This is a genomic window from Streptomyces sp. NPDC017991 (assembly GCF_044328075.1).
Taxonomy (GTDB): domain Bacteria; phylum Actinomycetota; class Actinomycetes; order Streptomycetales; family Streptomycetaceae; genus Streptomyces.
On record NZ_JBIRGP010000015.1, the window covers coordinates 19,837 to 45,247 of the forward strand.

General features: G+C 71.2%; 7 protein-coding genes and 1 tRNA gene. 5 read left to right on the forward strand and 3 right to left on the reverse strand.

Features of this window, described 5'->3' with window-relative positions; all coding sequences use genetic code 11:
* Position 1: 1 nt before the first annotated feature.
* On the reverse strand, positions 2 to 15,721 hold the full coding sequence (locus ACH4DZ_RS35570) for an SDR family NAD(P)-dependent oxidoreductase (protein WP_398292323.1): 15,720 nt from the start codon (positions 15,719 to 15,721) through the stop codon (positions 2 to 4).
* A gap of 281 nt (positions 15,722 to 16,002) precedes the next feature.
* Between ACH4DZ_RS35570 and ACH4DZ_RS35575 the strand changes: the two genes are divergently transcribed.
* Entirely contained in the window at positions 16,003 to 18,663 is a 2,661-nt protein-coding gene (locus ACH4DZ_RS35575) for an AAA family ATPase (RefSeq protein ID WP_398292325.1), read from the forward strand.
* Positions 18,664 to 19,265: 602 nt separating this feature from the next.
* Positions 19,266 to 20,294 carry a LuxR C-terminal-related transcriptional regulator gene (locus ACH4DZ_RS35580; protein WP_398292327.1) on the forward strand — a complete coding sequence of 343 codons (1,029 nt, stop codon included), beginning with the start codon at positions 19,266 to 19,268 and terminating at the stop codon, positions 20,292 to 20,294.
* On the opposite strand, the gene ACH4DZ_RS35585 is transcribed toward ACH4DZ_RS35580, so the two are convergent.
* Together ACH4DZ_RS35585 and ACH4DZ_RS35590 are read right to left on the reverse strand one after the other, a co-directional pair.
* On the reverse strand, positions 20,248 to 21,090 hold the full coding sequence (locus ACH4DZ_RS35585; protein WP_398292329.1) for a 4'-phosphopantetheinyl transferase family protein: 843 nt from the start codon (positions 21,088 to 21,090) through the stop codon (positions 20,248 to 20,250). The two genes, ACH4DZ_RS35580 and ACH4DZ_RS35585, sit on opposite strands and share 47 nt — an antisense overlap.
* A 505-nt stretch (positions 21,091 to 21,595) precedes the next feature.
* A tRNA-Pro gene (locus ACH4DZ_RS35590) sits at positions 21,596 to 21,669 on the reverse strand.
* Positions 21,670 to 21,768: 99 nt separating this feature from the next.
* Between ACH4DZ_RS35590 and ACH4DZ_RS35595 the strand changes: the two genes are divergently transcribed.
* From ACH4DZ_RS35595 to ACH4DZ_RS35605, 3 genes are all read left to right on the forward strand, one after another.
* Entirely contained in the window at positions 21,769 to 22,281 is a 513-nt protein-coding gene (locus ACH4DZ_RS35595) for a DUF309 domain-containing protein (RefSeq protein ID WP_398292331.1), read from the forward strand.
* A 70-nt stretch (positions 22,282 to 22,351) separates the two neighbouring features.
* Complete coding sequence (cobF, locus tag ACH4DZ_RS35600; protein WP_398292333.1) at positions 22,352 to 23,167, forward strand: precorrin-6A synthase (deacetylating); 816 nt, start codon at positions 22,352 to 22,354, stop codon at positions 23,165 to 23,167.
* Between the two features lie 167 nt (positions 23,168 to 23,334).
* On the forward strand, positions 23,335 to 25,374 hold the full coding sequence (locus ACH4DZ_RS35605; RefSeq protein ID WP_398292776.1) for an MDR family MFS transporter: 2,040 nt from the start codon (positions 23,335 to 23,337) through the stop codon (positions 25,372 to 25,374).
* The last annotated feature ends 37 nt before the right edge of the window (positions 25,375 to 25,411 follow it).

Below are 25,411 nucleotides of genomic sequence, written 5' to 3' on the forward strand. Positions count from 1 at the left end.
TTCACTCTTCCCGCGTCGTGTCATCGAGACCGGCGCCTTCGAGCGCCAGGGTGATCAGGCTTTCCGCGTCCATCACGTCGATGGAGAGTTCGTCGGAGGGGCAGTCGGCCGGAGCCGGTTCCCGCTCCCGCTCCCGGGCGCCGGCGAGTTCGAGCAGGCTGTCCATCAGGCCCGCCTCGCGCAGCCGGTTCAGGGGAATGGTCCGCAGGATGCGCCGAACCGTCTCCTCACCCGCGTCGGTCCTGGCCGCGTCGGGCACCAGCTCCGCCGCGATGTGAGCGGCGAGGACGCGGGCGTTGGGATAGTCGAACACCAGCGTCGGCGGCAGACGCAGCCCGGTCGCCGAGTTGAGGCTGTTGCGCAGCTCGACCGCGCTGAGGGAGTCGAAGCCGAGGTCGCTGAAGGCCCGTTCCGGCTCGATCGCGTGGTGGTCGCCATGTCCGAGGACCGCGGCCGCGTGGCTGCGGACCACTTCTTTCAGCATCTCGTCGCGTTCGTCGGGCGGCACGCCGTGCAGCCGTCGCACCAGTTCCGCGGCGGAGCCCGCTCCGCCATCGATGGTCCGCCGGGATGCCCTCCTGTCCACGAGGCCCCTGAACAGCTGGGGCAGGTCTCCGCCCGCGGCGGCAAGGGCCTTGAGGTCGAGCCGTACGGGCAGCAGGGCCGCGTCGTCCAACGTGATCACGGTGTCGAACAGGGCGAGGCCCTGCTCCGCGGAGAGTCCCTCCACCCCGGACCGGGCGATCCGTTCGGCGTCGGCGTTGTCCAGCCGCGCAGCCATGCCTCCGGCATCCGTGGCCCAGGGGCCCCAGGCAAGTGACTGGGCCGTCAGCCCGTTCGCCCGCCGGTGCACGGCAAGCGCATCCAAGAAGGCATTGGCCGCCGCGTAGTTGCCCTGCCCCGGAGCACCCAGCACACCCGCCGCCGACGAGAACAACACGAACGCCGACAGACCCATGTCCCGCGTCAACTCATGCAGATGCCACGCCGCATCCACCTTCGGACGCAACACCGCATCCACCCGCTCCGGAGTCAACGACGAGATCACCCCGTCGTCCAGCACCCCGGCAACATGCACCACACCCGACAACTCACGACCTGACAGCAGCACCGCGACCGCATCCCGGTCCGAGACATCACAGGCCACCACCTCGACCTCGGCACCCAGCCCCGCCAGCTCCGCACACAACTCCGCCGCTCCCGGCGTCTCCGCACCCCGCCGACCCACCAACACCAGCCGCCGCACCCCGTGCCCGGCAACGAGATGCCGCGCCACGAGGCTGCCCAACGCACCGAACGCACCCGTCACCAGAACCGCACCATCACCGGAGAACACCGAGGCCGGCTCCTCCCCCACCTCCAGTGCTTCCACGGCGACACGTGCCAACCGAGGGGCGTGCACCACGCCCTCCCGGACCACCACCTGCGGCTCACCCAGAGCAGCAGCCGCCACCACCTCGCCAAGACCGGCACCCACATCAAGGTCGGCCAGCACGAACCGCCCCGGATTCTCCGACTGCGCCGACCGCACCAGACCCCACACCGCCGCACCCGCCAAATCGGTGACATCCTCACCCACCGAAGACACCGCACCACGAGTCGCCACGACCAACGTCGCCTCGGCGAACCGCTCCTCCGCCAGCCACGACCGCACGACATCGAGCACCTCGTGCGTGGCCTCCCGAGCGGCGGTGGCGTTCGGCCCACCGGCCACCGGGAACACCACGATGTCCGGGACCGCGTCATCGGGTTTCAGCGTGTCCCACCGCGCCCAGGCCGGTTCGTCGGCCCGCGTCGGTGTGGTCGGCGCCCACTCCACCTTGAACAGGGATGCATGGAACTGCCCGGATCCGGCGGCGGCGGACGACAGGTGTTCCGGCGTGATCTCCCGCAGCGCCAGTGACTCGATGGACGCCACCGGTCGCCCGGACATGTCGGTCACCCGGAACGACCGTGCGCCGGTTCCCGCCGGGGCCACGTGCACCCGCAGCGCTGTGGCGCCGGAGGCGAACAGTTCCACACCCGACCAGGAGAACGGCAGGGCCACACCCTCACCGGCCACCCCGTCGACCGCCAACGCGTGCAGAGCGGCGTCCAGCAGTGCCGGATGCAGCCCGAAACCGTCCACCGCCTCCGCGTCGGGAAGCGCGACCTCCGCGAACACCTCCTCGCCACGCCGCCACACCGCCCGCAACCCCCGGAACACCGGCCCGTACTCCAGACCTGCCTGTGCCAACCCATCGTAGAGACCGTCGAGTTCGACCGGTACGGCGTCCACCGGCGGCCACTGCCGCAGATCGAAAGCCGCGTCCGTGCCGTCGGCGGAGAGGGTGCCCAGTGCGTGGCGCGTCCATGGGGCGTCGCTGTCCATGCGGGAGTACACCGACACCGGACGCTGCTCGGGCGCACCGGTCGCACCGGTCGCATCATCAGCACCAGTGACGCCCGTGACGCCAACAGCACCGACGATCACCTGGACGAAGGCATGGCCGTCGGCGGGCAGGATGAGCGGAGCCTCCAGGGTCAGTTCCTCAAGTCGGCCGCAGTCCAACTGGTCCCCGGCGCGGATGGCCAGCTCCACGAAGCCCGTGCCCGGGAACATGGTGACTCCGCCCACCGTGTGGTCGGCCAGCCAAGGGTGCCGGTGGACCGACAGCCGGCCCGTCAGGACGACGCCGCCCGAATCGGGCGACGAGACGACCGCGCTCAGGAGCGGATGCTCGGCCGACCCGAGTCCCATCGAGAGGGCGTCTCCGCCGATCTGCGAATCCACCAGCCAATACTTCTGGCGCTGGAACGCATAGGTGGGGAGGTCCGCCCGCCGGGCACCACGCCCGTCGAACAACCTGCCCCAGTCGACCGCGACACCACCGGCGTGCATCCGCCCGACCGCCGTCATCAACGTCGCAGACTCACCGTGCTCCGCGCGCAGCGTCGGCACCATCAACACGCCGGCGTCGGCGTCATCCACCATGGCCCGCGTCATCGCGGTCAGGACGCCGTCGGGCCCCAGCTCCACGAAGCGGGTGACCCCCTCGTCCCGCAGCGCCTCGACGCCGTCGGCGAACCGAACCGTGTGCCGTACATGCCGCACCCAGTAGTCAGGGTCCGTGATCTCTGCTGCCTTGACGGCATGGCCTGTCAGCGTGGAGACGATCGGTATGGCGGGACTGCCGTAGGTGATGCTCTCGGCCACCTCACGGAAGTCGTCCAGCATCGGATCCATGAGGGGCGAATGGAAGGCGTGCGAGACCCGCAGTCGGTTCGTCTTACGATCCAGCGCACCGAAGTGACGCTCAATCGCCAGGACTTGAGACTCCACACCGGACACCACGACCGAATCGGGGCCATTGACCGCCGCGATGGCCACCTCCGCGTCGTCCAGCAGCGGGGCGACCTCGTCCTCGGTGGCCTGGATGGCGGCCATCGCCCCACCCGACGGCAACCCCTGCATCAACCGGCCGCGCGCAGCCACCAGCCTGGCCGCGTCACCGAGCGAGAACACCCCGGCCACGTGCGCCGCAGTCAACTCACCAATCGAATGACCCGCCACGAAGTCAGGCCGTACGCCCCACGATTCGAGCAGCCGGAACAACGCCACCTCGACCGCGAACAACCCCGCCTGCGCGAACACCGTCCGATCCAGCAAATCCGGCTCGGACCACATCACCTCGCGCAACGGCCGATCCAGATGTTGGTCCAACGCCGAGCACACCGCGTCGAACGCAGCCGCGAACTCCGGGTACGCCTCATACAACTCCCGGCCCATCCCCACTCGTTGCGCACCCTGCCCCGAGAACAGGAACGCCGTACGGCCAGGGTTCGCCGCTCCTCGCACTACTCCACGACCAGGGACACCCGCGGCCAACTCATCGAGACCGGACAGCAGTTCGTCACGGTCCCGGCCGGCCACCACGGCACGGTGTTCCATGGCGGGGCGTGACGTGGCCAGCGAGAACGCCACGTCGGCGGAGTGCGTCTCCGGGTGAGCCGCGAGATACGACCGCAGTTTCTCCGCCTGGCCTCGCAACCCATCGGCGGACCTCGCGGAAAGCACGAAGGGAACGAGCGGGAGTTCACTCGTCGACGACTCGTCGCGTTCGGTCTCCGCTCCGGCGGGCGCCGCCTCGACGATCACGTGGGCGTTGGTGCCGCTGATCCCGAACGAGGAGATCCCAGCCCGCCGCGGACGACCATCGGCCTCCGGCCACTCCCGCGCCTCCGTCAGCAACTCCACAGCCCCCGACGCCCAGTCCACCTCCGGCGTAGGAGCATCCACATGCAATGTCCGGGGCAGAACACCGTGGTCCATGGCCTTGACCATCTTGATAATCCCCGCCACGCCCGCGGCGGCCTGCGTGTGCCCGATGTTCGACTTGATCGACCCCAGCCACAACGGCGGCCCGTCCGCACGATCCTGCCCGTACGTCGCCAGCAGCGCCTGCGCCTCGATCGGGTCACCCAGCGTGGTACCCGTACCGTGCGCCTCCACCGCGTCCACGTCCGCCGTCGTCAATCCGGCATTCGCCAACGCCTGCCGGATCACGCGGCGTTGGGACGGACCGTTCGGCGCCGTCAGCCCGTTCGAGGCGCCGTCCTGGTTCACCGCGGAGCCACGGACGACCGCCAGCACCGGGTGCCCGTTGGCGCGCGCGTCCGACAACCGTTCCACCAGCAGCATCCCCGCACCCTCACCCCACGAAGTGCCATCGGCCCCGGCCGCGAACGACTTCGCCCGCCCATCCGGAGCCAGTCCCCGCTGACGGCTGAACTCGATGAACGTCTCCGGCGTCGCCATCACCGTCACGCCACCGGCCAGCGCCAGCGAGCACTCCCCCGACCGCAGCGCCTGTATGGCCCAGTGCAGTGCGACGAGTGAGGACGAGCACGCGGTGTCGACAGTGACCGCCGGGCCCTCAAGACCCAGCGTGTACGAGATACGCCCCGACGCGACCGATCCCGTACTGCTGTTATGGGCGTAGTCGTGGTACATCATCCCGGCGAAGACACCCGTCGAACTGCCCCGCAACGACGACGGATCAATACCCGCCCGCTCCAACGCCTCCCACGACACCTCCAACAGCAACCGCTGCTGCGGATCCATCAACCACGCCTCATTCGGGCTGATCCCGAAGAACCCGGGATCGAACCCCGCGGCGTCGTAGAGGAATCCGCCCTGGTTCACGTAGCTGGTGTGGGGCCGTGCCGCTTCGGGGTCGTAGAGCCTGTCGGTGTTCCAGCCGCGATCGGTCGGGAAGCCCGCCACTCCGTCGGCTCCGCGCGCGACCAGGTCCCAGAGGTCTTCCGGCGAGACGACGCCGCCGGGATAGCGGCAGGACATGCCCACGATCGCGATGGGTTCGTCGTCCAGCGGGGCTCTGACTGCGGTGGTCTTCCCGATGGCGGGCGTGAAGCCCATGATCTCGTCCACCAGGTGCTGAGCCAGTGCCAGCGGTGTCGGATGGTCGAACACCAGCGTCGCCGGCAGCCGGAGCCCGGTCACCTGGTTCAGGCGGTTGCGCTGCTCCACGGCCGACAGCGAGTCGAAGCCGAGGTCGCGGAAGGCCCGTTCCGGCTCGACCCGGCCCGGGTCGTCGTATCCCAGCACCGATGCCGCCTGGACACGGACGGTGTCCAGCATCATCGGCACCCGCTCGGCAGCGGGCAGCGCGGCGAGACGGACCCGCAGGGCCGCCGCCGAGCCCCCGCCCGCCCCGGCGGTGCGGCGCGAGCGTCCCGCCAGGGCGCGCAGCACGTGCGGGAGTGCGTCGCCCGCGGCGGCCAGGGCCCCGGTCTCCAGGCCTATCGGGATGAGCAGGGCGTCGGTGGTCCGCAGGGCGGCGTCGAAGAGCCCGAGTCCCTGTTCGACGCTCAGCGCGCGGACCCCGGACCGGCCCATCCGCTGGGCATCGCCGCCGTCCAGCCGGCCGGACATGCCCGTCACGGTTGCCCACAGGCCCCACGCCAGCGACCGTCCCGGCAGCCCGTGCGCTCGCCGGTGGGCGATCAGACCGTCCAGGTACGCGTTCGCCGCCGCGTAGTTCGCCTGGCCCGGCGCGCCCATCACACCGGCCGCGGAGGAGAACACCATGAACGCCGACAGATCCATGTCGCGGGTCAGTTCGTGCAAGTGCCGGGCGCCCAGGGCCTTGGGGGCGAGCACGGCACGCATCCGCTCGGGGGTCAGGGAAGCGATCATTCCGTCGTCCAGGAGCCCGGCCGCGTGGACCACGGCGGAGAGGTCCCGGTCGTCCAGCAGGGCGGCCACCGCGGCACGGTCGGCCACGTCGCAGGCCATCACCTCGACCTCGGCGCCCAGTTTGGTCAGTTCCGTGCACAGCTCTGCCGCGCCCGGCGCCTGCCCGCCCCTGCGGCTGGTCAGCAGCAGGTTCCGTACCCCGTGGGCCGTCACCAGGTGGCGGGCCACCAGAGCGCCCAGCCCGCCGGTGCCGCCGGTGATCAGGACGGTCCGCGTGCCGAACGCCGGTTCGGCGTCGCCCGAGTCGGCGCGGACGACCGCCCGTGTCATCCGGGGGACGTGACCGGCTCCGGCCCGGATCGCCACCTGCGGCTCGTCGGCGGCTACGGCGGTGGCGACCACGTCCGCGAGGTCGCCGGGGTCGTCCACGTCGGCGAGCAGGAAGCGGCCGGGGTCCTCCGACTGGGCGGACCGGACCAGTCCCCAGATCGCCGCGCCGGTCAGGCCCGGCACGTCCTCGCCTTCGAGTGCCACAGCGCCCGAGGTGACGAACAGGAGCCGTGAGGACGCGTACCGCTCCTGGGCCGACCATGTCCGCAGAGCGGTGAGCGCCCGGTTCACCCCGTCGACGAGGTCGCCGTCCGTGACGGGCAGCACGACGACTTCCGGTACGTCGGACACGTCGAGTGCGTTGGAGATGGGCTCCCACAGACCCCAGGAGGCCCCTCCCCCCTCCGCCACCGGGGTCGCCAAGTGCCACTCCAGGCGGTACAGGGAGTCGTGCGATGTCGACGCGGAGGCCGCCAGTTGCTCCGGCGAGACCGGGCGCGACAGCAGGGAGTCGACGGACAGCACCGGCTGCCCGTCCTCGCCGGCGAGCCGCAGGGAGACCCCGTCGGCGCCGGCCGGTGCCAGCCGCGCCCGGACGAAACGTGCGCCGGAGGCGAACAGCCGCACTCCGTTCCACGCGAACGGAAGCACGGTCTCGTCCCGGTCCGTCCCGTCCCCGTCCCTGGCGACCAGGACCGTGTGCAGGACCGCGTCCAGGAGTGCGGGGTGCACACCGAATCGGTCGGCCTCGCTCCAGCCGTCCTCGGGCAGGGCGACCTCGGCGAAGAGTTCGTCACCGCGCCGCCACACCGCCCGCAAGCCCTGGAACAGTGGTCCGTAGTCGTAGCCCGCGGCGGCCAGCCGTTCGTACGGGCCGTCCAGCGCCAGCTCCGAGGCGCCCTCCGGTGGCCACGCCGTCAGGCCGAAGTCGCCGGCCGGGGCGGGGTCGGATCCATCGGCTGTCAGTACGCCGGTGGCGTGCCGGGTCCAGGGCGCGTCGGGCGCGCCCTCGCTCGGCCGCGTATGGATGCCGACGGGCCGGCGGCCCGTCCCGTCCTCCTCGTCCACCACCACTTGTACGGTGACCCCGCCGTGCTCGGGCAGGACCAGGGGAGCCTGGAGTGTGAGTTCCTCCAGTGCGCCGCTCCCCAGGTGGTCCCCGGCGCGGATCGCGAGCTCGACGAGCCCGCTGCCCGGGAACAGGATCCCGCCCAGCACCCGGTGGTCGGCAAGCCAGGGCCTGGTTCCGACCGACAGTCTGCCGGTGAGCACCGCGCCGCCCGAGTCCGGCAGTGTGAGGACCGCGCTCAGCAGGGGGTGGTCGGCGGGCAGCAGTCCCGCGCCGGACAGGTCACCCGACTCGGCCGCCCCCTCCACCCAGTACCGCTGTCGCTGGAACGCGTAGGTGGGCAACTCCACCGCGGCGGGCGGGTTCTCGCCGTGGACCGCCCGCCAGGACACGGGTACACCGCGCACGTGGAGCCGCCCGACCGCGGCGACCAGGGTCACGGTCTCGGGTCGGCCGGGCCGCAGGACCGCCGTCGCGGTGACGTCGCCGGTCGCTTCCTCCAGTGCTGCCTGGGTCATCGCGGTCAGCACGCCGTCCGGCCCCAGTTCCAGGAACCGGTTCACACCCGCGGCCCGTAACGTCCGTACACCTTCGTGGAAGCGCACCGCTTGCCGCACGTGCCGGACCCAGTAGTCGGCCGAGCCGAGGTCTTCCGCCTCCGATCCGCCTGTCAGGTTGGAGACGATCGGGATGGCGGGCGCGTTGTAGGTGACGCTCTCGGCCACCTCACGGAAGTCGTCCAGCATCGGGTCCATGAGCGGGGAGTGGAAGGCGTGCGAGACCCGCAGACGGTTCGTCTTACGGCCCAGTGCGCCGAAGTGCGCCTCAATGGCGCGGACTTGAGCTTCCACACCGGACACCACGACCGAATCGGGGCCGTTGACCGCAGCGATCGCCACCCCCGCCTCATCCAGCAGCGGAACGACCTCGTCCTCACTCGCCTGGATGGCGGCCATCGCCCCGCCCGACGGGAGCGCCTGCATCAACCGGCCGCGCGCAGCCACCAGCCGCGCCGCGTCACCGAGCGAGAACACCCCGGCCACATGCGCCGCCGCCAACTCACCGATCGAATGACCCACCACGAAGTCAGGCCGTACGCCCCACGATTCGAGCAGCCGGAACAACGCCACCTCGACCGCGAACAACCCCGCCTGCGCGAACACCGTCCGATCCAGCAGCTCCGCCCGCGACCAGATCACCTCACGCAGCGACCCACCGTCCGAGGGCTGGTCCAAGTGCACGTCCAACTCCGCGCACACCGCGTCGAACGCGGACGCGAACACCGGGAACGCCTCGTACAACTCCCGCCCCATACCCGCCCGTTGCGCACCCTGACCCGAGAACAGGAACGCCGTACGGCCGGAGGCCGCGATCCCGCGTGCCGTGCCCGGCCCGGCGGTGCCCTCGATCAGCGAGGCCAGGCCCGAGAGCAGTTCGTCGCGGTCGCGGCCCACCACGACCGCGCGGTGTTCCAGGAGCGCCCGCGTCGTCGCCAGCGCGTGGCCCACGCCCGCCGGGTCGAGGTCCGGTCGGGACAGCACATGCGCGCGCAGCCGTTCCGCCTGCCCGAGCAGACCGTGCTCGTCCCGCCCGGAGATCACCCAGGAGAGGACCGGGTGCGGGTTCGAGGTCGGTTCCCCGGCCTCGGCGGGGGCGGGTTCCGATGCCGCCTCGACGATCACATGGGCGTTGGTGCCGCTGACGCCGAACGAGGAGATCCCGGCGCGGCGCGGGCGGCCGAACTCCTCCCACTCGCGCGCCTCGGTCAGCAGTTCCACCTCGCCCGACGCCCAGTCCACCTCCGGGGTCGGCTCGTCGATGTGCAGCGTCCGGGGCAGGACTCCGTGGTCCATGGCCTTGACCATCTTGATGATCGCGGCGACTCCGGCGGCGGCCTGGGTGTGTCCGATGTTGGACTTGATCGAGCCGAGCCACAGCGGGCGCCCCTCGGGACGGTCCTGCCCGTACGTCGCCAGCAGCGCCTGCGCCTCGATCGGATCGCCCAGCGTCGTCCCCGTACCGTGCGCCTCCACCGCGTCCACGTCCGCCGTCGTCAGCCCGGCATTCGCCAACGCCTGCCGGATCACCCGGCGTTGGGACGGACCGTTCGGCGCCGTCAATCCGTTGGAAGCCCCGTCCTGGTTGACCGCCGTGCCCCGCACGACGGCCAGTACCGGGTGGCCGTTGGCGCGCGCGTCCGACAGCCGCTCGACCAGGAGCATCCCCGCGCCTTCGGCCCAGGACGTTCCGTCGGCCGAGGCGGCGAACGACTTGGCACGCCCGTCGCGCGCGAGTCCGCGCTGCTCGCTGAACTCGACGAAGACGTCCGGGGCCGCCATCACCGCGACACCGCCCGCCAGCGCGAGGGAGCATTCGCCCGAGCGGAGTGCCTGTACCGCGAGGTGCAGTGCGACCAGCGACGACGAGCACGCGGTGTCTACGGTGACCGCCGGGCCCTCCAGGCCGAGCGTGTAGGAGATGCGGCCGGAGGCGACCGAGCCGGTATTGCTGTTGTTCGCGTAGTCGTGGTACATCATCCCGGCGAACACGCCGGTCCGGCTGCCCCGCAGGGTCGTGGGGTCCATCCCGGCGCGTTCGACGGCCTCCCAGGAGACCTCCAGCAGCAGCCGCTGCTGCGGGTCCATCCAGCGGGCCTCGTTCGGGCTGATCCCGAAGAACCCGGGATCGAAGTCGGCGGCGTCGTGCAGGAATCCGCCCTGGTCGACGTAGCTGGTGCCCGGGCGGGTGCCCTCGGGGTCGTAGAGGCGCCGGACGTTCCAGCCCCGGTCGGAGGGGAACGGGGAAATGCCGTCGATCCCGTCCGCCACCAGGTCCCACAGCTGGTCCGGTGTGGTGACGCCGCCCGGGTAGCGACAGGCCATCCCCACGATCGCGATGGGGTCGTCGTCGGCGCCAGTGCGTACCGCGACCGGCGCGGCGCCCGCCGCCTCTCCCCGACCGGAGATCTCGTCCGCCAGGTACCGGGCCAGCACGGTCGGCGTCGGGTGGTCGAACACCAGCGTCGCGGGCAGCCGGAGTCCGGTCACCTGGTTCAGGCGTCCGCGCAGCTCCACGGCGGACAGGGAGTCGAAGCCCAGTTCGCGGAAGGCGCGCTCGGTTTCGATCGCGTCCTGGCCGTCGAATCCGAGCACCGCCGCCGCCTGGGCGCGGACGATCTCCAGGACTGCCGCGCGGCGGTCGTCCTCGGGCAGCGGCGCGAGGCGTTCGCGCAGCACCCCGGCGGCGGCCGGTCCGGACGCGGCACGGCGGCGGGCACGGCCGCTGTGCAAGCCCCGCAGGACGTGCGGCGGTTCATCGGAGGTGCCGGCCGGTGCGGTGGGGTCCAGGGCGATCGGGACCAGGAGTGGTTCCGGCCGGGAGATGGCGGCGTCGAACAGTGCCAGGCCCTGCTCGGCGGTGAGGGCGTGCACGCCGGAGCGCGCCATCCGGCGGACGTCGCCGTGGTCCAGAGCGCCGGCCATCCCGGTGCCCGTGGCCCACAGCCCCCATGCCAGGGACCGGCCCACCAGCCCCTGCGCGTGCCGGTGCTGGACCAGACCGTCCAGGAACGCGTTCGCCGCCGCGTAGTTGCCCTGCCCGGGTGAGCCCAGCACGCCGGCGGCGGAGGAGAACACGATGAACGCCGACAGGTCCATGTCGCGGGTCAGTTCGTGCAGATACCGGGCGCCCATGGCCTTGGGCGCCAGAACCGCGTCCAGCCGTTGCGGGGTCAGGGAGGCGACCACGCCGTCGTCCAGTATTCCGGCCGCGTGGACGACCGCGGTCAGGGTGCGCCCGGCCAGCAGCACGGCCAGGGCCGGCCGGTCGCCGACGTCGCAGGCGGCAACCTCGACGTGCGCGCCCAGTTCGGTGAGTTCGGCCATGAGCTGTCCGGTGCCCGGCGCGTCCTCGCCGCGCCGGCTCGTCAGCAGCAGGTTCCGTACCCCGTGGGCCGTCACCAGGTGCCGGGCCAGCAGGGCTCCGAGTCCGCCGGTCCCTCCGGTGATCAGCACGGTGCCCGTGCCGAACGGCTCGTCCGGGGCGGGCACTGCCGGGCCCGGCACCCGTGCCAGCCTCGGGACGTGGGCCGTCCCGGCGCGGAGGGCGGTCTGGGGTTCGCCCAGTGCCAGCGGGACGACGCCCGCCAGGTCGTCGGGGGTGTCGGTGTCCACCAGTACGATCCGGTCGGGGTCCTCGGACTGCGCCGAGCGGACCAGGCCCCACGCGGCGGCCGCCGCGAGATCGGTGACGTCCTCGCCGTCGACCGACACCGCGCCCGAGGTGACGATCAGCAGCCGGGATGCCGCGTACCGCTCCCCGGCCGTCCAGGTCTGCAGCGCCGCGAGCACCTCGTGGGTGACGGCCCGTACCTCGCCGGACCGTACTCCGCCGGCCCGGACCGGCAGGACGACGACGTCGGGGACCGTGTCACCGACCTGGTCCCACGCCGCCCAGCTCAGGTCGCCGGGGGCCGTGGGGAGCGCCGCGGGAGACCATTCCAGCCGGTACAGGGAGTCCGTGGAGGCCGGCGCGGTGACGGCGAGACGCTCGGGCGACACCGGGCGGGACACCAGGGAGTCGACCGACGCGACGGGCCGCCCGGCGCCGTCGGCGATCCGCAGCGCCACGCCGTCCGAGCCGGCCGGGCTCAACTGGGCACGGACCGCCGGCGCCCCCGCCGCGAACAGCCGCACCCCGTTCCACGCGAAGGGCAGGACCAGGTCGTCGCCCGCGTCCCCGGAGACCGCACTCGTGTGCAGGACGGCGTCCAGCAGCGCCGGATGCAGACCGAAGCGGGCGGCGTCGTCCCAGGCGTCCTCGGGCAGGGCGGCCTCGGCGAAGAGGTCGTCGCCGCGCCGCCAGACCGCGCGCAGCCCCTGGAACAGGCGCCCGTAGCCGTAGCCGGTCTCGGCGAGCCGCTCGTACGCGTCGTCCACCGGGACCGCGGTCGCGCCGGGCGGCGGCCAGGCGGTGAGGTCGAAGGCCGGTGCGGCCGTGCCGGGGGTGAGCGTGCCGCCGGCGTGCCGGATCCACACCTCGTCGCCGGCCGTGCCGCCCGACCGGGAGTAGATCCCGACCGGGCGCCGGCCGGTGTCGTCCGCGTTCTCCACCACGACCTGGACGGTGACGCCGTCGTGGTCGGGCAGGACCAGCGGCGCGTGCAGGGTCAGTTCCTCGACCGTCCCGCAGCCGACGCGGTCGCCCGCCTGTACCGCCAGCTCCACGAACGCGGTCCCGGGGAACAGCACGGCGCCCGCGACCATGTGGTCGGCGAGCCACGGCTGGGTGCCCGGTGACACGCGTCCCGTCAGAACGGCTCCGCCTCCGTCCGGCAGGGTCACCGCCGCTCCCAGCAGCGGGTGCTCGACGGGCCGCAGGCCCACCGACGCGACATCACCCGCGGTGCCGGCGCTCTCCAGCCAGTAGCGGCGGCGCTGGAAGGCGTAGGTCGGCAGGTCGACGCGGGAGGCGGTGCCCAGCAGCGGCTTCCAGTCGACGGCGAGGCCGTGCACGTGCAGATGGCCGATTGCGGTGAGCAGTTCGGTGGCCTCGGGCCTGTCCCTGCGCAGGGTCGGGACGGTGAGCGCGGTGTTCTCCTCGGCGTCGAGGCAGGCTTCGGTCATGGCGGTCAGAACGCCGTCCGGGCCCAGTTCCACGAATCGGCCGACGCCCGCCGCGCGCAGCGTCCGGATACCGTCCTGGAATCGGACGGTCCGGCGGATATGGCGTGTCCAGTATTCCGCCGACCCCAGTTCTTCGGCCGCTCGGCCGGTGACGTTCGAAATGACGGGGATCTTCGGAGGAGAATAGGAGAGCCCCGCCGCGATCTCCTGGAATTCGGCGAGCATCGGTTCCATCAGGGGCGAGTGGAAAGCGTGCGACACCCGCAGTCGGCTGGTCTTGCGTCCGAGTCCCTCGAAATGCATGGTGATGCGCTGCACCGCTTCTTCGGACCCGGAGACGACGACAGAGTCGGGCCCGTTCACCGCCGCGATGTCGACATCGGCGTCGAGCCTTCGGACGACCTCGTCCTCGGCGGCCTGGACGGCGGCCATCGCGCCGCCCGCCGGGAGCGCCTGCATCAGCCGTCCGCGGGCGGCGACGAGCGCGGTCGCGTCCGGCAGGGAGAGCACCCCGGCCACGTGGGCGGCGGCCAGTTCGCCGATCGAGTGGCCCGCGACGTAGTCGGGAACGACGCCTGCCGCTTCCAGGAGGCGGAACAGGGCCACCTCGACCGCGAAGAGGCCTGCCTGCGTGTAGGACGTCCGGTCCAGCAGCCCGGGTTCGGACCGGACGACCTGCGCCAGTGGCCGGTCGAGGTAGGGGGCGAACTCGGCGCACACGGCGTCGAAGGCGTCCGCGAACACGGGGAACGCCGCGTGCAGTTCCTGTCCCATGCCGGCCCGCTGCGAGCCCTGGCCGCTGAACAGGAACGCGATCGGCTCCCCGGTCGCGGCGACGCCGCGCAGTACGCTGCCCCGCCCGTCGGGCGGCTCGCCCGCCGGGTCGGCCAACTCGTCCAGTCCCGCGAGCAGTTCGGCGCGGTCCCGGCCGACGACCACCGTCCGGTGCTCCAGCGCGGCACGGCCGGTCGCCAGCGAGTACGCCACGTCGTGGAGGTCCAGTCCGGGATGCGTACGCAGATGGGTGCGCAGCCGGGCGGCCTGGCCCCGCAGACCGGTGTCGTCGCGCGCGGAGAGCGTCAGGGGGACGACGGGGGGCCTGTTCGCCGGTCGCGCACCGGCATCCGGGGCGGTCGGCGGCTCACCGGCGGCCGGGGCCGGCGCCTGCTCAAGGATGACGTGGGCGTTGGTGCCGCTGATCCCGAACGAGGAGACCCCCGCCCGGCGCGGGCGGCCCGTGCGCGGCCACTCCCGCTCCTCGGTGAGCAGCCGGACACCGCCCGGTGACCAGTCCACATGGGGTGTCGGCTCGTCCACGTGCAGCGTTCTGGGCATCACCCCGTGCCGTAGCGCCTGGACGGTCTTGATGATCCCCGCGACACCGGCGGCGGCCTGCGCGTGACCGATGTTCGACTTGACCGATCCCAGCCACAGGGGCCGACCCTCCGCGCGGTCCCGCCCATAGGTCGCCAGCAGGGCCTGGGCCTCGATCGGGTCGCCCAGTACGGTTCCGGTGCCGTGCGCCTCCACGAGGTCCACGTCGTGTGTGCTCAGCCCGGCGCCGGCCAGGGCCTGTTCGATCACCCGCCGCTGCGACGGGCCGTTCGGGGCGGTCAGTCCGTTGGACGCGCCGTCCTGGTTCACCGCCGAGCCGCGTACCACGGCCAGCACCGGGTGGCCGTTGGCCTGTGCGTCCGAGAGCCGCTCGACCAGCAGCATTCCGGCGCCCTCGCCCCACCCCGTGCCGTCCGCGGCGGACGCGAACGCCTTGACGCGGCCGTCCGGGGCGAGTCCGCGCTGGCGGCTGAACTCGATGAAGGTCTCGGGCGTCGCCATCACGGTCACGCCACCGGCCAGCGCCAGGGAGCACTCCCCCGACCGCAGGGAGCGCATGGCCCAGTGCAGCGCCACGAGCGACGACGAGCACGCCGTGTCCACCGTCACCGCCGGGCCCTCCAGGCCCAGCGTGTAGGAGATGCGTCCCGACGCGATCGCTCCGGTACTGCTGTTGAACGCGTAGTCGTGGTAGTTGACACCGGCGAAGACGCCGGTGCGGCTTCCCCGGTACCGGGACGGGTCGATGCCCGCCCGCTCGAACGCCTCCCAGGAGATCTCCAGCAGCAGCCGCTGCTGGGGGTCCATCGTCAGCGCCTCGTTCGGTCCGATGCCGAAGAACCCCGGATCGAAGTCCCCCGCCTCGTGCAGAAAGCCGCCCCGGTCGACATAGCTCTTGCCCGGGCGGCCGGGTTCGGGATCGAAGAGGTTGGCCACGTCCCACCCGCGGTCCCGCGGCAGGCCGGAGAGTCCGTCCCGTTCCGCGGCGACCAGGTCCCACAGTTCCTCGGGCGAGGCGACGCCGCCGGGAAAGCGGCACGCCATCCCCACGATCGCGATGGGTTCGCGCTCCCGCTCCTCGATCTCGGTGATACGGCGTCGCGCGTCGCGCAGATCCGTAGTCGTCCGCTTGAGATAGTCGAGGAGTTTTTCCTCAGTGCTCATCTCGGCCACCCCGCGCTTAATCGACCAGCTTTGGCGTCCCCTGGGGATCCGCACTCGAACGGCAATCAAAACGGACGCTAGCGAGCAGGTGCCGGGGCTCACCACCCTTACCCGCCCCTACCCCTGCACCGCCTCGGGCCGGCTGCGAAATGGGGGCCGCGACTTCATGCAGTGCAACTTTCGGCCAGCGGACTCGTTGCTTCTCGGCCCTGCCCCGTCCATAGACTCACGCCGGGCAAGAGGAACAAATGTTCATACAGTTCACACGGAACGGGGCCGCTGTGAGGCTGAAAGATCGCACCAAGGAACTGGCTGTTCTGGACTCGGCGAGCGCCGAGGCGTTGTCCGGGCGAACCCGGACAGTACTCATCGAGGGCGCGGCGGGCTGCGGCAAGAGCTCGCTGCTCGCCGCCGTGGCCGAACGTGCCGCCACCAAGGCCGTGGTCCTGCACGCGGAGGGCACGGAGCCGGAGAGCAGCCAGCCGTTGGGGCTGCTTCGTCAACTGCTGGACACCGTTCCGGCCGACGGGCGGCCTCAGCTGCCCGACCCGGACGAGGGGCCGCCACGCCCCGAGTCGCTGCGGGAGTTCTGCACGTGGCTGCACAGCTTCGCCGCGGCCGACCCGGTCGTGTGCTCCATCGACGATCTCCACCACGCCGACGAACTGTCGCTGCAGTACCTGCGGTACTTCATCCGCCATGTGCGCTCCGCGCGCATCCTTCTCGTGGCGGCCGCCACGCCACACCACGGGAGCGCCGACTCCTCGCTGCAGTCCGAGCTGCTGCGCAGTCCCGCATCCCGGTACGTACGGCTGCGCAGGCTCAGCCGGCTGGGCGTCGCGCAGATGCTCGACGCCGATCCGGAGCTGTCCCGGCACTACGGCCTGGTGGAGGATCTGCACCACATCAGCGGCGGCAATCCGCTGCTGGTGCGTGCCCTGCTGGAGGACTGCCGTGCCGCGTGGCCCGAGACCGCCGAGCCGCGTGCGCTGCGGCCGGTGACCGGGGGTCTGTTCGCGCACGCCGTGGACAACTGTCTGCGCCGTAGCGGTCGCGCCGCCCGCGAGGTGGCCGCCGCCTTCACCGTCCTGGGCGGTCTCGGTACCCCCGAGCGGTCCGCCGAACTGCTCGGCATCAGTGTCTCGGCCGCGGCACGCGGCATAGCGGCGCTCACCTCCGCGGGCATTCTCGACGGATGCGGTTTCCGGCATCCGGCGGCCCGCGCGGCCGTTCTCGACGACTTCACCTCGGCGGAACAGGCCGGGCTGCACCGCCGGGTCGCCCGGCTGCTGCACGACACGGAACCGCGTTCGACCGCCGTGACCGGGCATCTGCTCGCCTCCGCGCAGGCGGACGTCCCCTGGTCCGAGACGCCGTGGGCAACGGACATGCTGCGCGACCACGCCGAGCGGCTGCTCGCCGGGGACGAGCCGAGGCCGGCGGCGGCGGCGCTGGAACTGGCGTATGCGGCATGCTCCGACGAGCGGATCCGGATCGACATCACCACCCGTCTCTCCACCGTGCTGTGGCGTTTCGATCCGAGGAGGGCCGAGAGCCTCCTGTCCTCCTCCCTCGACACCGCGGAGGGCGGCACGCTGACAGGTCCGCAGTTGGGGTCGGTCGCCCATGTACTGGCCTGTCAGGGCCGGGTGGCCGAGGCCGCCGCGATCAACGACCGGATCGCCGAGTCCGCGAACAGGACGGGTGACACGAGTCTCCAGCTGCCGGAGCTGCCGGGAAGCCGGGTGCTCACCTCGTACTGGGATGTGCCGGACGCGGCGGACCGCAGCGCGGGTACGGCGGCGGAGCGGGTGCTGGAGCAGTCGGTCCTCACCGATACGACCCTGCACGCGCTCAACCAGGCGGTCCGCGCCCTCGCCCATTCCGCGCAGCCCGAGCGGGCCGCCCACTGGAGCCAGAGCCTGGCCGAGGAGGCCGAGCGTCGCGAGGCTCCGGGCTGGCAGGCGCTGTTCACCACCCTCCACGCCGAGGTGCTGCTGCGGCTCGGTGATCTGCGGGGGGCCGAACTGCAGGCCTCCGCCGCCCTGGACGTCCTGCCGGAACCGACCGCGGGCGCCTTCGCCTCGGCACCCACCGCGGTGCTCATCCGCGCCCACACCATGACCGGGCAGTTCGCCGCCGCGGCCGACCGGCTGAACCGGCCGGCCGACGATCAGCTGTTCGACAGTATCCACGGTCCCGGACATCTGCGCGCCCGGGGGCTGTACCACCTGGCCACCGACCAGTTCCACCTGGCTCTCGGCGACTTCATCGAGGTGGGCCGGCTGCTGAAGCGCTGGCATCTGGACAGGCCCGTCGTGCTGCCCTGGCGCACGGACGCGGCCGAGGCGCTGCTGCGGCTCGGTGAGGTGCAGCAGGCGGAGCGCCTCATACAGCGGCAGCTCGCCTCGCCCGACGCCCGACATCCGTGGGTACGCGGAATCTCCCTGCGCACCCACGCGAAGACCGTCTCCCAGGAGGAGCGCCCCGCGCTGCTCGGGCAGGCCGTCGAGGAGTTGCGGCGGTCGGGGGACCGGGTCGAGCTGGCCCGTGCGCTCGGCGACCTCGGCAGGGCCCTGCAGTCGGTCGGCGAGGCCACCCGGGCCAACACGATGACCCGGCGCGCCTGGAACCTCGCGCACATCTGCGGGGCCAGGCCCCTGTGCGAGGAGACGATTCCCGGCAGGGCGTCCAGGGACCTCACTCGTGAGCGGACCCTGATCCCGGTGACCACCGCGATCGACTCGAAGCTCAGCAGCTCCGAGCAGCGGGTCGCCGCGCTCGCGGCACAGGGCTACACGAATCGTGAGATCTCGCTGCGGCTCTACATCACCGTGAGCACGGTGGAGCAGCATCTCACCAAGGTCTATCGGAAACTCAAGATCACCCGGCGGCAGGATCTTCCCGTGGATCTCCAACTGGCTTCCGCGCAGGGCTCCTGAGAACCTTGTCCGTCCAGGGCCGGAGGCCGGCCGCGGTTTCCAGCGTTTCTTTGCCTTGGCACGGGTGACAATCGAGTTCGTCATTTCGCGTCGGCCCAGCGCGGGGGCTTTTTGCACTCGGTCAATAATCACTGTCGCAATAAGTGGTGAACGTTTCACGTTCGGCACGGAGCCCCGCCCGGGGCGCCGTGCACGCCGCGTCCGCCATCGGACCGGGCACAGCAGTGGCCCCTCCCCGCGAAGGGGAGGGGCCACTGGCGCTCGCGTCAACTACGCGTGCGGGGCCAGCCGTTGTCGTCGAACGGGCCGTGGAGTCCACCCTCCACGGCCACCCTCCGGCTCGCCGGACCCACGGTCACGGGAACGGATCCCGCCAATATTTCACCCGAAATGACACTTCTCATCACGAAGAGCCCCATACATCCCCCATTGGTGACGACTTGGTTTCTGCAGCGGAGAAGCGTCGTGCGTCGTCATCGCTTCCCACCCCCCTTCGAGTGACGAGATCCAGGATGCCCGACTCCGGCGCTCCCCCCAAGTCACCTCCCCTGGCGTAAAGTTGCATGGCAACAACTGAAGTCAGCACGGGGGAGAAGGACTGCATGGGAGGAATCAACGGCTCCACGCCGGAGTTCGCCGAACTCGACCACTCAAGCGCCAACGCCTATCGACACGCAATTAAGCGTGGTCAGTTCGTGCGGGAAGAAATAGCCGATGAATTACAGGCATCCAGCACGGAAGTGTCCCGGATCGAGGGTGTACTACGCCATCTGCGGCTGCTGCAGCCGCTGCCCGGCGACCCCGACCGGCTGGCTCCCGTGAGCCCGGACGCCGCCGCCGCGGAGCTGCTGGGCTCCTCCGAGGGGCAGATACGCGAACTGCAACAGGCGGTCAGTGAAGTCCGCACCCGGATGCTTTCCCTGATGCCGACCTATTTCGAGGGTCGGCGCCGGCGCAATCAGATGGAAGCCTTCGACCTCATCACGGACGTCGACACCATTCGCGCGCTCCTCGACGAGCACCTGCTCCGCGCGCGCGCCGAAATGTTGACTGTTCAACCTGGAGGAGCCCGCCCACCCGAGGTTCTCGACACCGTCCGGAATTCAAATGTCGCCGCACTGGACCGGGGTGTCCGTATGCGCACCCTCTACCAGCACACGGCCCGCAGCGATCTGGTCACCAGCGCCTATGTCTCCGAAGTCACCGCCAAGGGCGCCGAGATACGCACCACCGACGAACTCATCGACAGACTGATCATCTATGACCGCGAAGTCGCGTTCCTGCCCGAGCAGAACCTGCCCGACCCCGGGCGCGGCGCGGTGATCATAAGAGAGCCCAATCTCGTCGCCTTCATGTGCTCGGTGTTCGATCACATGTGGCAGGGCGCTCTTCCCTTCCAGCCCGGCACCAGCGCCCCCGAGCCGCTCGCCGACGAGGTCAAGGCATCGATCCTGCGGCTCATGGCCAATGGCTACAAGGACGAGATGGTGGCCCGGCGTCTCGGTATGTCCGTACGCACCTGCCGTCGGCACATCGCCGAGATCACCGAGGAACTGAAGGCCACCAGCCGCTTCCAGGCAGGGGTCAACGCCACGCTGTCCGGGCTGGTCCAGCCCAGCTCGCAGGAGTAGCCGCCTCGCGGGCGAGAGCCGCTCGCGAACCGTCGAAGCCCGCGTCGTACACGGCGGCGCCCACGCAGTGGCCGTTGGGCAGCAGAAAGGTGCGGAACGCCCACTCGGCACCGGTGCCGGGCGTTCCGTCGGGCCTGTGCACCTTCATGGGCTTGCCGTCGGGGCCGAACCCGAACTCCGTGAACCGGAGTCGCCGCTCGGCCCCGATGGCCTTGCCGTAGGCCTCTTTGAGTGTTCGCAGCCGCACCAGCGTCGGATTGCGTTCCGCCTCAGGAAGATTGGCGAGCGAGATCAGCTCGTACGGTGTGCACACGTGCCCGCTCATCCCCAGGCCGGGCAGTTTCCGGTCGGCGCGCTCCGAGTCCACGCCGATCAGGCCGGTGGTGGTGAGGCCCACCAGCAGCCGGTCCTCGGCGTGACTCAGGCTGATGTCCACCCGGTCGCAGCCGCGCAGATAGGGGCGTCCGGCCGGCCCGTAGCCGAGTTCCACGCCCTCGGGGTCACCGCACGGCATCACGCCCGCCGCGTGCTTCAGCAGCAGGCGGCCGGCGACATGACGGATCCGGGTCTCGGGAGGGGCGACGTCGAGATAGCGGGACCAGTCCCGGCCCAGCAGGCGGCGCATCTCCGGGATGTCCTCCGGCTCGGGGCACCAGTCGGCCAGCCGGGTGTGCACCAGGGCGGTCCCGCACTGCCGGAGATCCCGGAAGACCCGTTCCCAGCCGTCGTCCCGGTCCAGAACCTCTACGGGTTCACGGAGCGGGGGGCCCACGGTCGAGTCGCCCGGAAGCGTCATAACGCGTTCCAGGAGCACACCCAGCCCGCACAACCGCCCCGTACCGAACGCGAGTGCCTGCCCAACGCCGTCTCCCGCCTCATGACAGGGCACCCTCTCCGGACAACGAGGACACCGCCTACGCTACGAAGCCCGCACGTACGTCAAACCACTTATGAGACCAGTCGATACCCCTGCGGCACAAGAAGGGAATCCGCCGCGGCCGGTCGAATTGTCGATTTCAGGAACCGATGCCCACTGGCGTTCCTGCCGTCCCTCCAAAACAATCCTCAACCATTGAAGCAATCTCCGGAGCATCGGAGCACTGATCAGTGAACCACGGGCCCGCTCACCCGAGAGGGCGGCAGAACACCGCACTTGGTGCCGTGCAAGTTGTGGCCATCAGGTTGCGGCCATCAGCACGAACATCCCGGCCGTGAACGGTGCACAAAACCGTGAAATCCGGAATACGGCCCATGCGAAAAGGGCCCCCGCAGGCTCTCGCCTGCGAAGACCCTTCACATCGTCGGGACGACAGGATTTGAACCTGCGACCCCTTGACCCCCAGTCAAGTGCGCTACCAAGCTGCGCCACGTCCCGATGCGCCTCGCCGCGGTGAACCGCGTGATCGCGCGAACAGAACCTTACCGCACACAGGGGGAGTCCCGAAGACGGCGAGCATGGGGGGACAATCGGCGCATGAGCAACACTTCTGGCGACAGGCGGGACCGGGACACGGAGGGCCGGGCGCGCAACGCGCGGCCCCGGGACGGGCTCGGGAGGCCCCTGCCGTACGGGGTGGACGGCGTGGAGCGGCAGCCCGAGGGGGTGGTGCGCGCCCCGGAGGACACCGTCACCGAGGCACAGGCACTGCTGGCGGCGGGGAAGCCGTTCCACGCGCACGAGGTCTTCGAGGACGCCTGGAAGGCGGGCCCCGACGAGGAACGGGCACTGTGGCGGGGGCTCGCCCAGCTCGCGGTGGGGCTCACGCACGCGGCCCGCGGGAACGTGACGGGCGGGGCACGGTTGCTGCGGCGGGGGGCCGGAGCGGTCGAGGAGTGGGGCGCGGGTTCCGGGAACCCGCGTCCGTACGGGCTCGCTTTGGCTGAACTCGCCTCCTGGGCGCGCGAGTTGGCGGGTGCCGTGGAGCGGGACGAAGCCGCCGTGGACGCGTCGGCGTGGGCCCCGCGGTTGCGTGGCGGCGACTCCTGAGCGATTCAACCGGCCGCGCGCGACCGGGTGGGGTGAGCGGGGCCGTGCTGCCGTGCGGCAGACTCTGGAGGTGCGAAAGATTCATGTCATCGGCATCGGCGCGGGCGACCCCGACCACCTGACCCTCCAGGCGGTCAAGGCGCTGAAGAGCACCGACGTGTTCTTCGTCCTGGACAAGGGCGAGGTGAAGTCGGACCTCGTGCGGCTGCGCCGTGACATTCTCGGCGCGCACCTGCCGGAGGGGACGTACCGGACGGTCGAGGCGCGCGATCCCCAGCGCGACCGTACGGCGGAGGGCGCGGGCTACTCCCCCGCCGTCGGGGACTGGCGCAGCGCCCGTGCCGGCGTCTTCGAGCGGCTGATCGCCGAGGAACTGGGCGAGGACGGGACCGGGGCGTTCCTCGTCTGGGGCGACCCCTCGCTGTACGACAGCACGCCGGGTGTCCTGGAGGAGGTCCTGGAACGGGGTGTCGTGGTCTTCGAGTACGACGTCGTGCCGGGCATCAGCAGCGTCTCGTCCCTCGCCGCCCGTCATCGCACCGGCCTCAACCGGGTGGCGCGTCCCGTGCAGATCACCACGGGCCGCCGGCTCGCCGAGGGCCTCCCCGAGGGCGTCGACGACGTGGTCGTCATGCTGGACGCCCATCAGACGTTCCAGCGGTACGCCGGCACGGGCGAGGACATCGACATCTACTGGGGCGCCTATCTGGGCATGCCGGACGAGATCCTCGTCTCGGGGCCCCTCGCGGAGACAGCGCCCCATATCGTCGAGGTCCGCGCGCAGGCCCGCGAGCGCAAGGGCTGGATCATGGACACCTATCTGCTGCGCAGGCATCCCGGGCCCGAGGGCCCTCCCGGAGACGAGGGTGTTCCCGGACCGGGCTGACCAGCTGGACCTCCTCCGTTTCGCGGCAGCGGCCCGCACCCCCATGCGGGCGGCCCCGCATGCACACCCCACCGGCAGGTGTGAAGCTGACCGGTGTGACGACCATCGACACCGCTGGACCGCCCGCCGGACCGCCCGCCGCCGAAGCGCCCGCCACGCAGCCGCCCGTGCTGGACAAGCGGCGCCGCAACGTCGTCTTCGTGACGATCATGCTCGGCATGCTGCTGGCCGCGCTGGACCAGACGATCGTGGGCACGGCCCTGCCCACGATCGTGTCGGACCTCGGCGGCGCGGAGCACATGTCGTGGGTGGTCACCAGCTATCTGCTGGCGGAGACCGTCGCCACGGTGCTCGTCGGCAAGTTCGGTGACCTGTTCGGCCGCAAGCTCGTCTTCCAGGCGTCGGCGATCATCTTCATCACCGGCTCGTTCCTGTGCGGCCTCTCCTCGAACATGCTCCTGCTGATCTCCTGGCGGGCCATGCAGGGCATCGGCGCGGGCGGTCTGATGGTCACCGCGATGGCTCTGATCGCCGACGTGATCCCGCTGCGCGAGCGCGGCAAGTACCAGGGGGCGATCGGCGCGGTGTTCGGCGTCGCCACCGTGATCGGGCCCCTGCTCGGCGGCCTGTTCACCGACCATCTCACCTGGCGCTGGGCGTTCTACGTCAACGTCCCCATCGCGATCCTCGTCGTGGTGGCCGCGGCCCGCACGATCCCGGTGGTGAAGTCGCCGTCCCGGCCGGTCATCGACTATCTGGGCATCGCCCTGGTCGCGGTCGGCGCCAGCGCCCTGATCCTGGCGACGAGCTGGGGCGGCAACGAGTACGCCTGGGGCTCCCCCACCATCATCGGCCTCTTCGCGGGCGGTGTCCTCGCCCTCGCGGCCTTCTGCCGGGTGGAGACCCGCGCGGCCGAACCCATGCTGCCGATGCGGCTGTTCGGCAACCCCGTCTTCACGGTCTGCTCGATCCTCAGCTTCATCGTGGGCTTCGCGATGCTCGGCGCGATGACGTTCCTGCCGACGTATCTGCAGTACGTGGACGGCGACTCGGCGACGATCTCCGGCGTACGCACGCTGCCCATGGTCGTCGGGCTGCTCATCGCGTCGGTCTTCAGCGGCAACGTGATCAGCAAGACCGGCCACTACCGGGTCTTTCCCGTCGTCGGCTCGCTGGTGATGGGCGTCGGGCTCTATCTGCTCTCCCTGATGAACAGCGGCACCGGCACCTGGCTCTCCTCGCTCTACATGTTCGTGCTGGGTGCGGGGATCGGGCTGTGCATGCAGGTCCTCACCATCGCCGTGCAGAACACCGTCGAGTACACCGACCTGGGTACCGCGACGTCCGGCGTCACCTTCTTCCGTACGCTCGGCAGTTCCTTCGGCACGGCGGTCTTCGGCACGATCTACGCCAACACGCTGAAGCCGAACCTGGCGGACGGGGTCGCCGAGGCGGCCCGGACGAGCGGGACCGATCCCGCGGCCCTCACCAAGGCCGCGACCAGCCCGGAGGGGCTGCACGATCTGCCGCCGGCGACCGCCGCGCCTCTCGTCGAGGCGTACGCGGAGACGCTGCAGACCGTCTTCCTGTGGACCGTGCCCGTGGCGGCGCTCGGTTTCCTGGTCTCGCTGTTCCTCAAGCAGGTGCAGCTGCGCGACAGCGCGCGGATGGGGTCCACCGACATGGGCGAGGGTTTCGCGACCCCGTCCGCGGCCGACAACCGGCAGCGTCTGGAAGCCACGGTCGGGAAGATCCTCGGCGGTACGGGGGTCGCCACCCTGCGGCGGATCGTCGTCGGGGCGGACACCCGGCTGGACATCGCGGGTGCCTGGGCCGTGATGCAGGTCGAGCTGTTCACCCGGATGGTCGGTCATGCCAACCTGTCCCTGATCGCCGCGCGGCAACGCCTGCCTCCTGAGGTCCTGGTGCCGGTCTTCCAGCGGATGGTCGACGAGGGGTACCTCACCCGTGAGGGGACGCTGTTCTCCCACACGGAGTCCGGTGCGCGCGAGGCCCGTGTCATCGGCGAGGCGTGGGGGTGCTGGCTGGCCGACCGGGTCGAGCAGGACCTCGGGCGGCCGTCGGGGGCGGAGCTTCGGGTCGCCGTCGACAGCATCGCCAAGCGGCTGCTGGTCGAGGACCTGACGGACGACACGTCTGCGGTGCCCCGCCCGAAGGTACTGGCTGCGGCGGAGAGTGACCGGTGAGGGGTGGGGGTGGGTGCCTGTCTGCGGGCGCGTCGTG

Bases quoted from the DNA above. Each gene is read 5' to 3' on its own strand.
- ACH4DZ_RS35570 (WP_398292323.1), bottom strand. From the start codon at position 15,721: ATGAGCACTGAGGAAAAACTCCTCGACTATCTCAAGCGGACGACTACG.
- ACH4DZ_RS35580 (WP_398292327.1), top strand. From the start codon at position 19,266: ATGGGAGGAATCAACGGCTCCACGCCGGAGTTCGCCGAACTCGACCAC.
- ACH4DZ_RS35585 (WP_398292329.1), bottom strand. From the start codon at position 21,090: ATGACGCTTCCGGGCGACTCGACCGTGGGCCCCCCGCTCCGTGAACCC.
- ACH4DZ_RS35595 (WP_398292331.1), top strand. From the start codon at position 21,769: ATGAGCAACACTTCTGGCGACAGGCGGGACCGGGACACGGAGGGCCGG.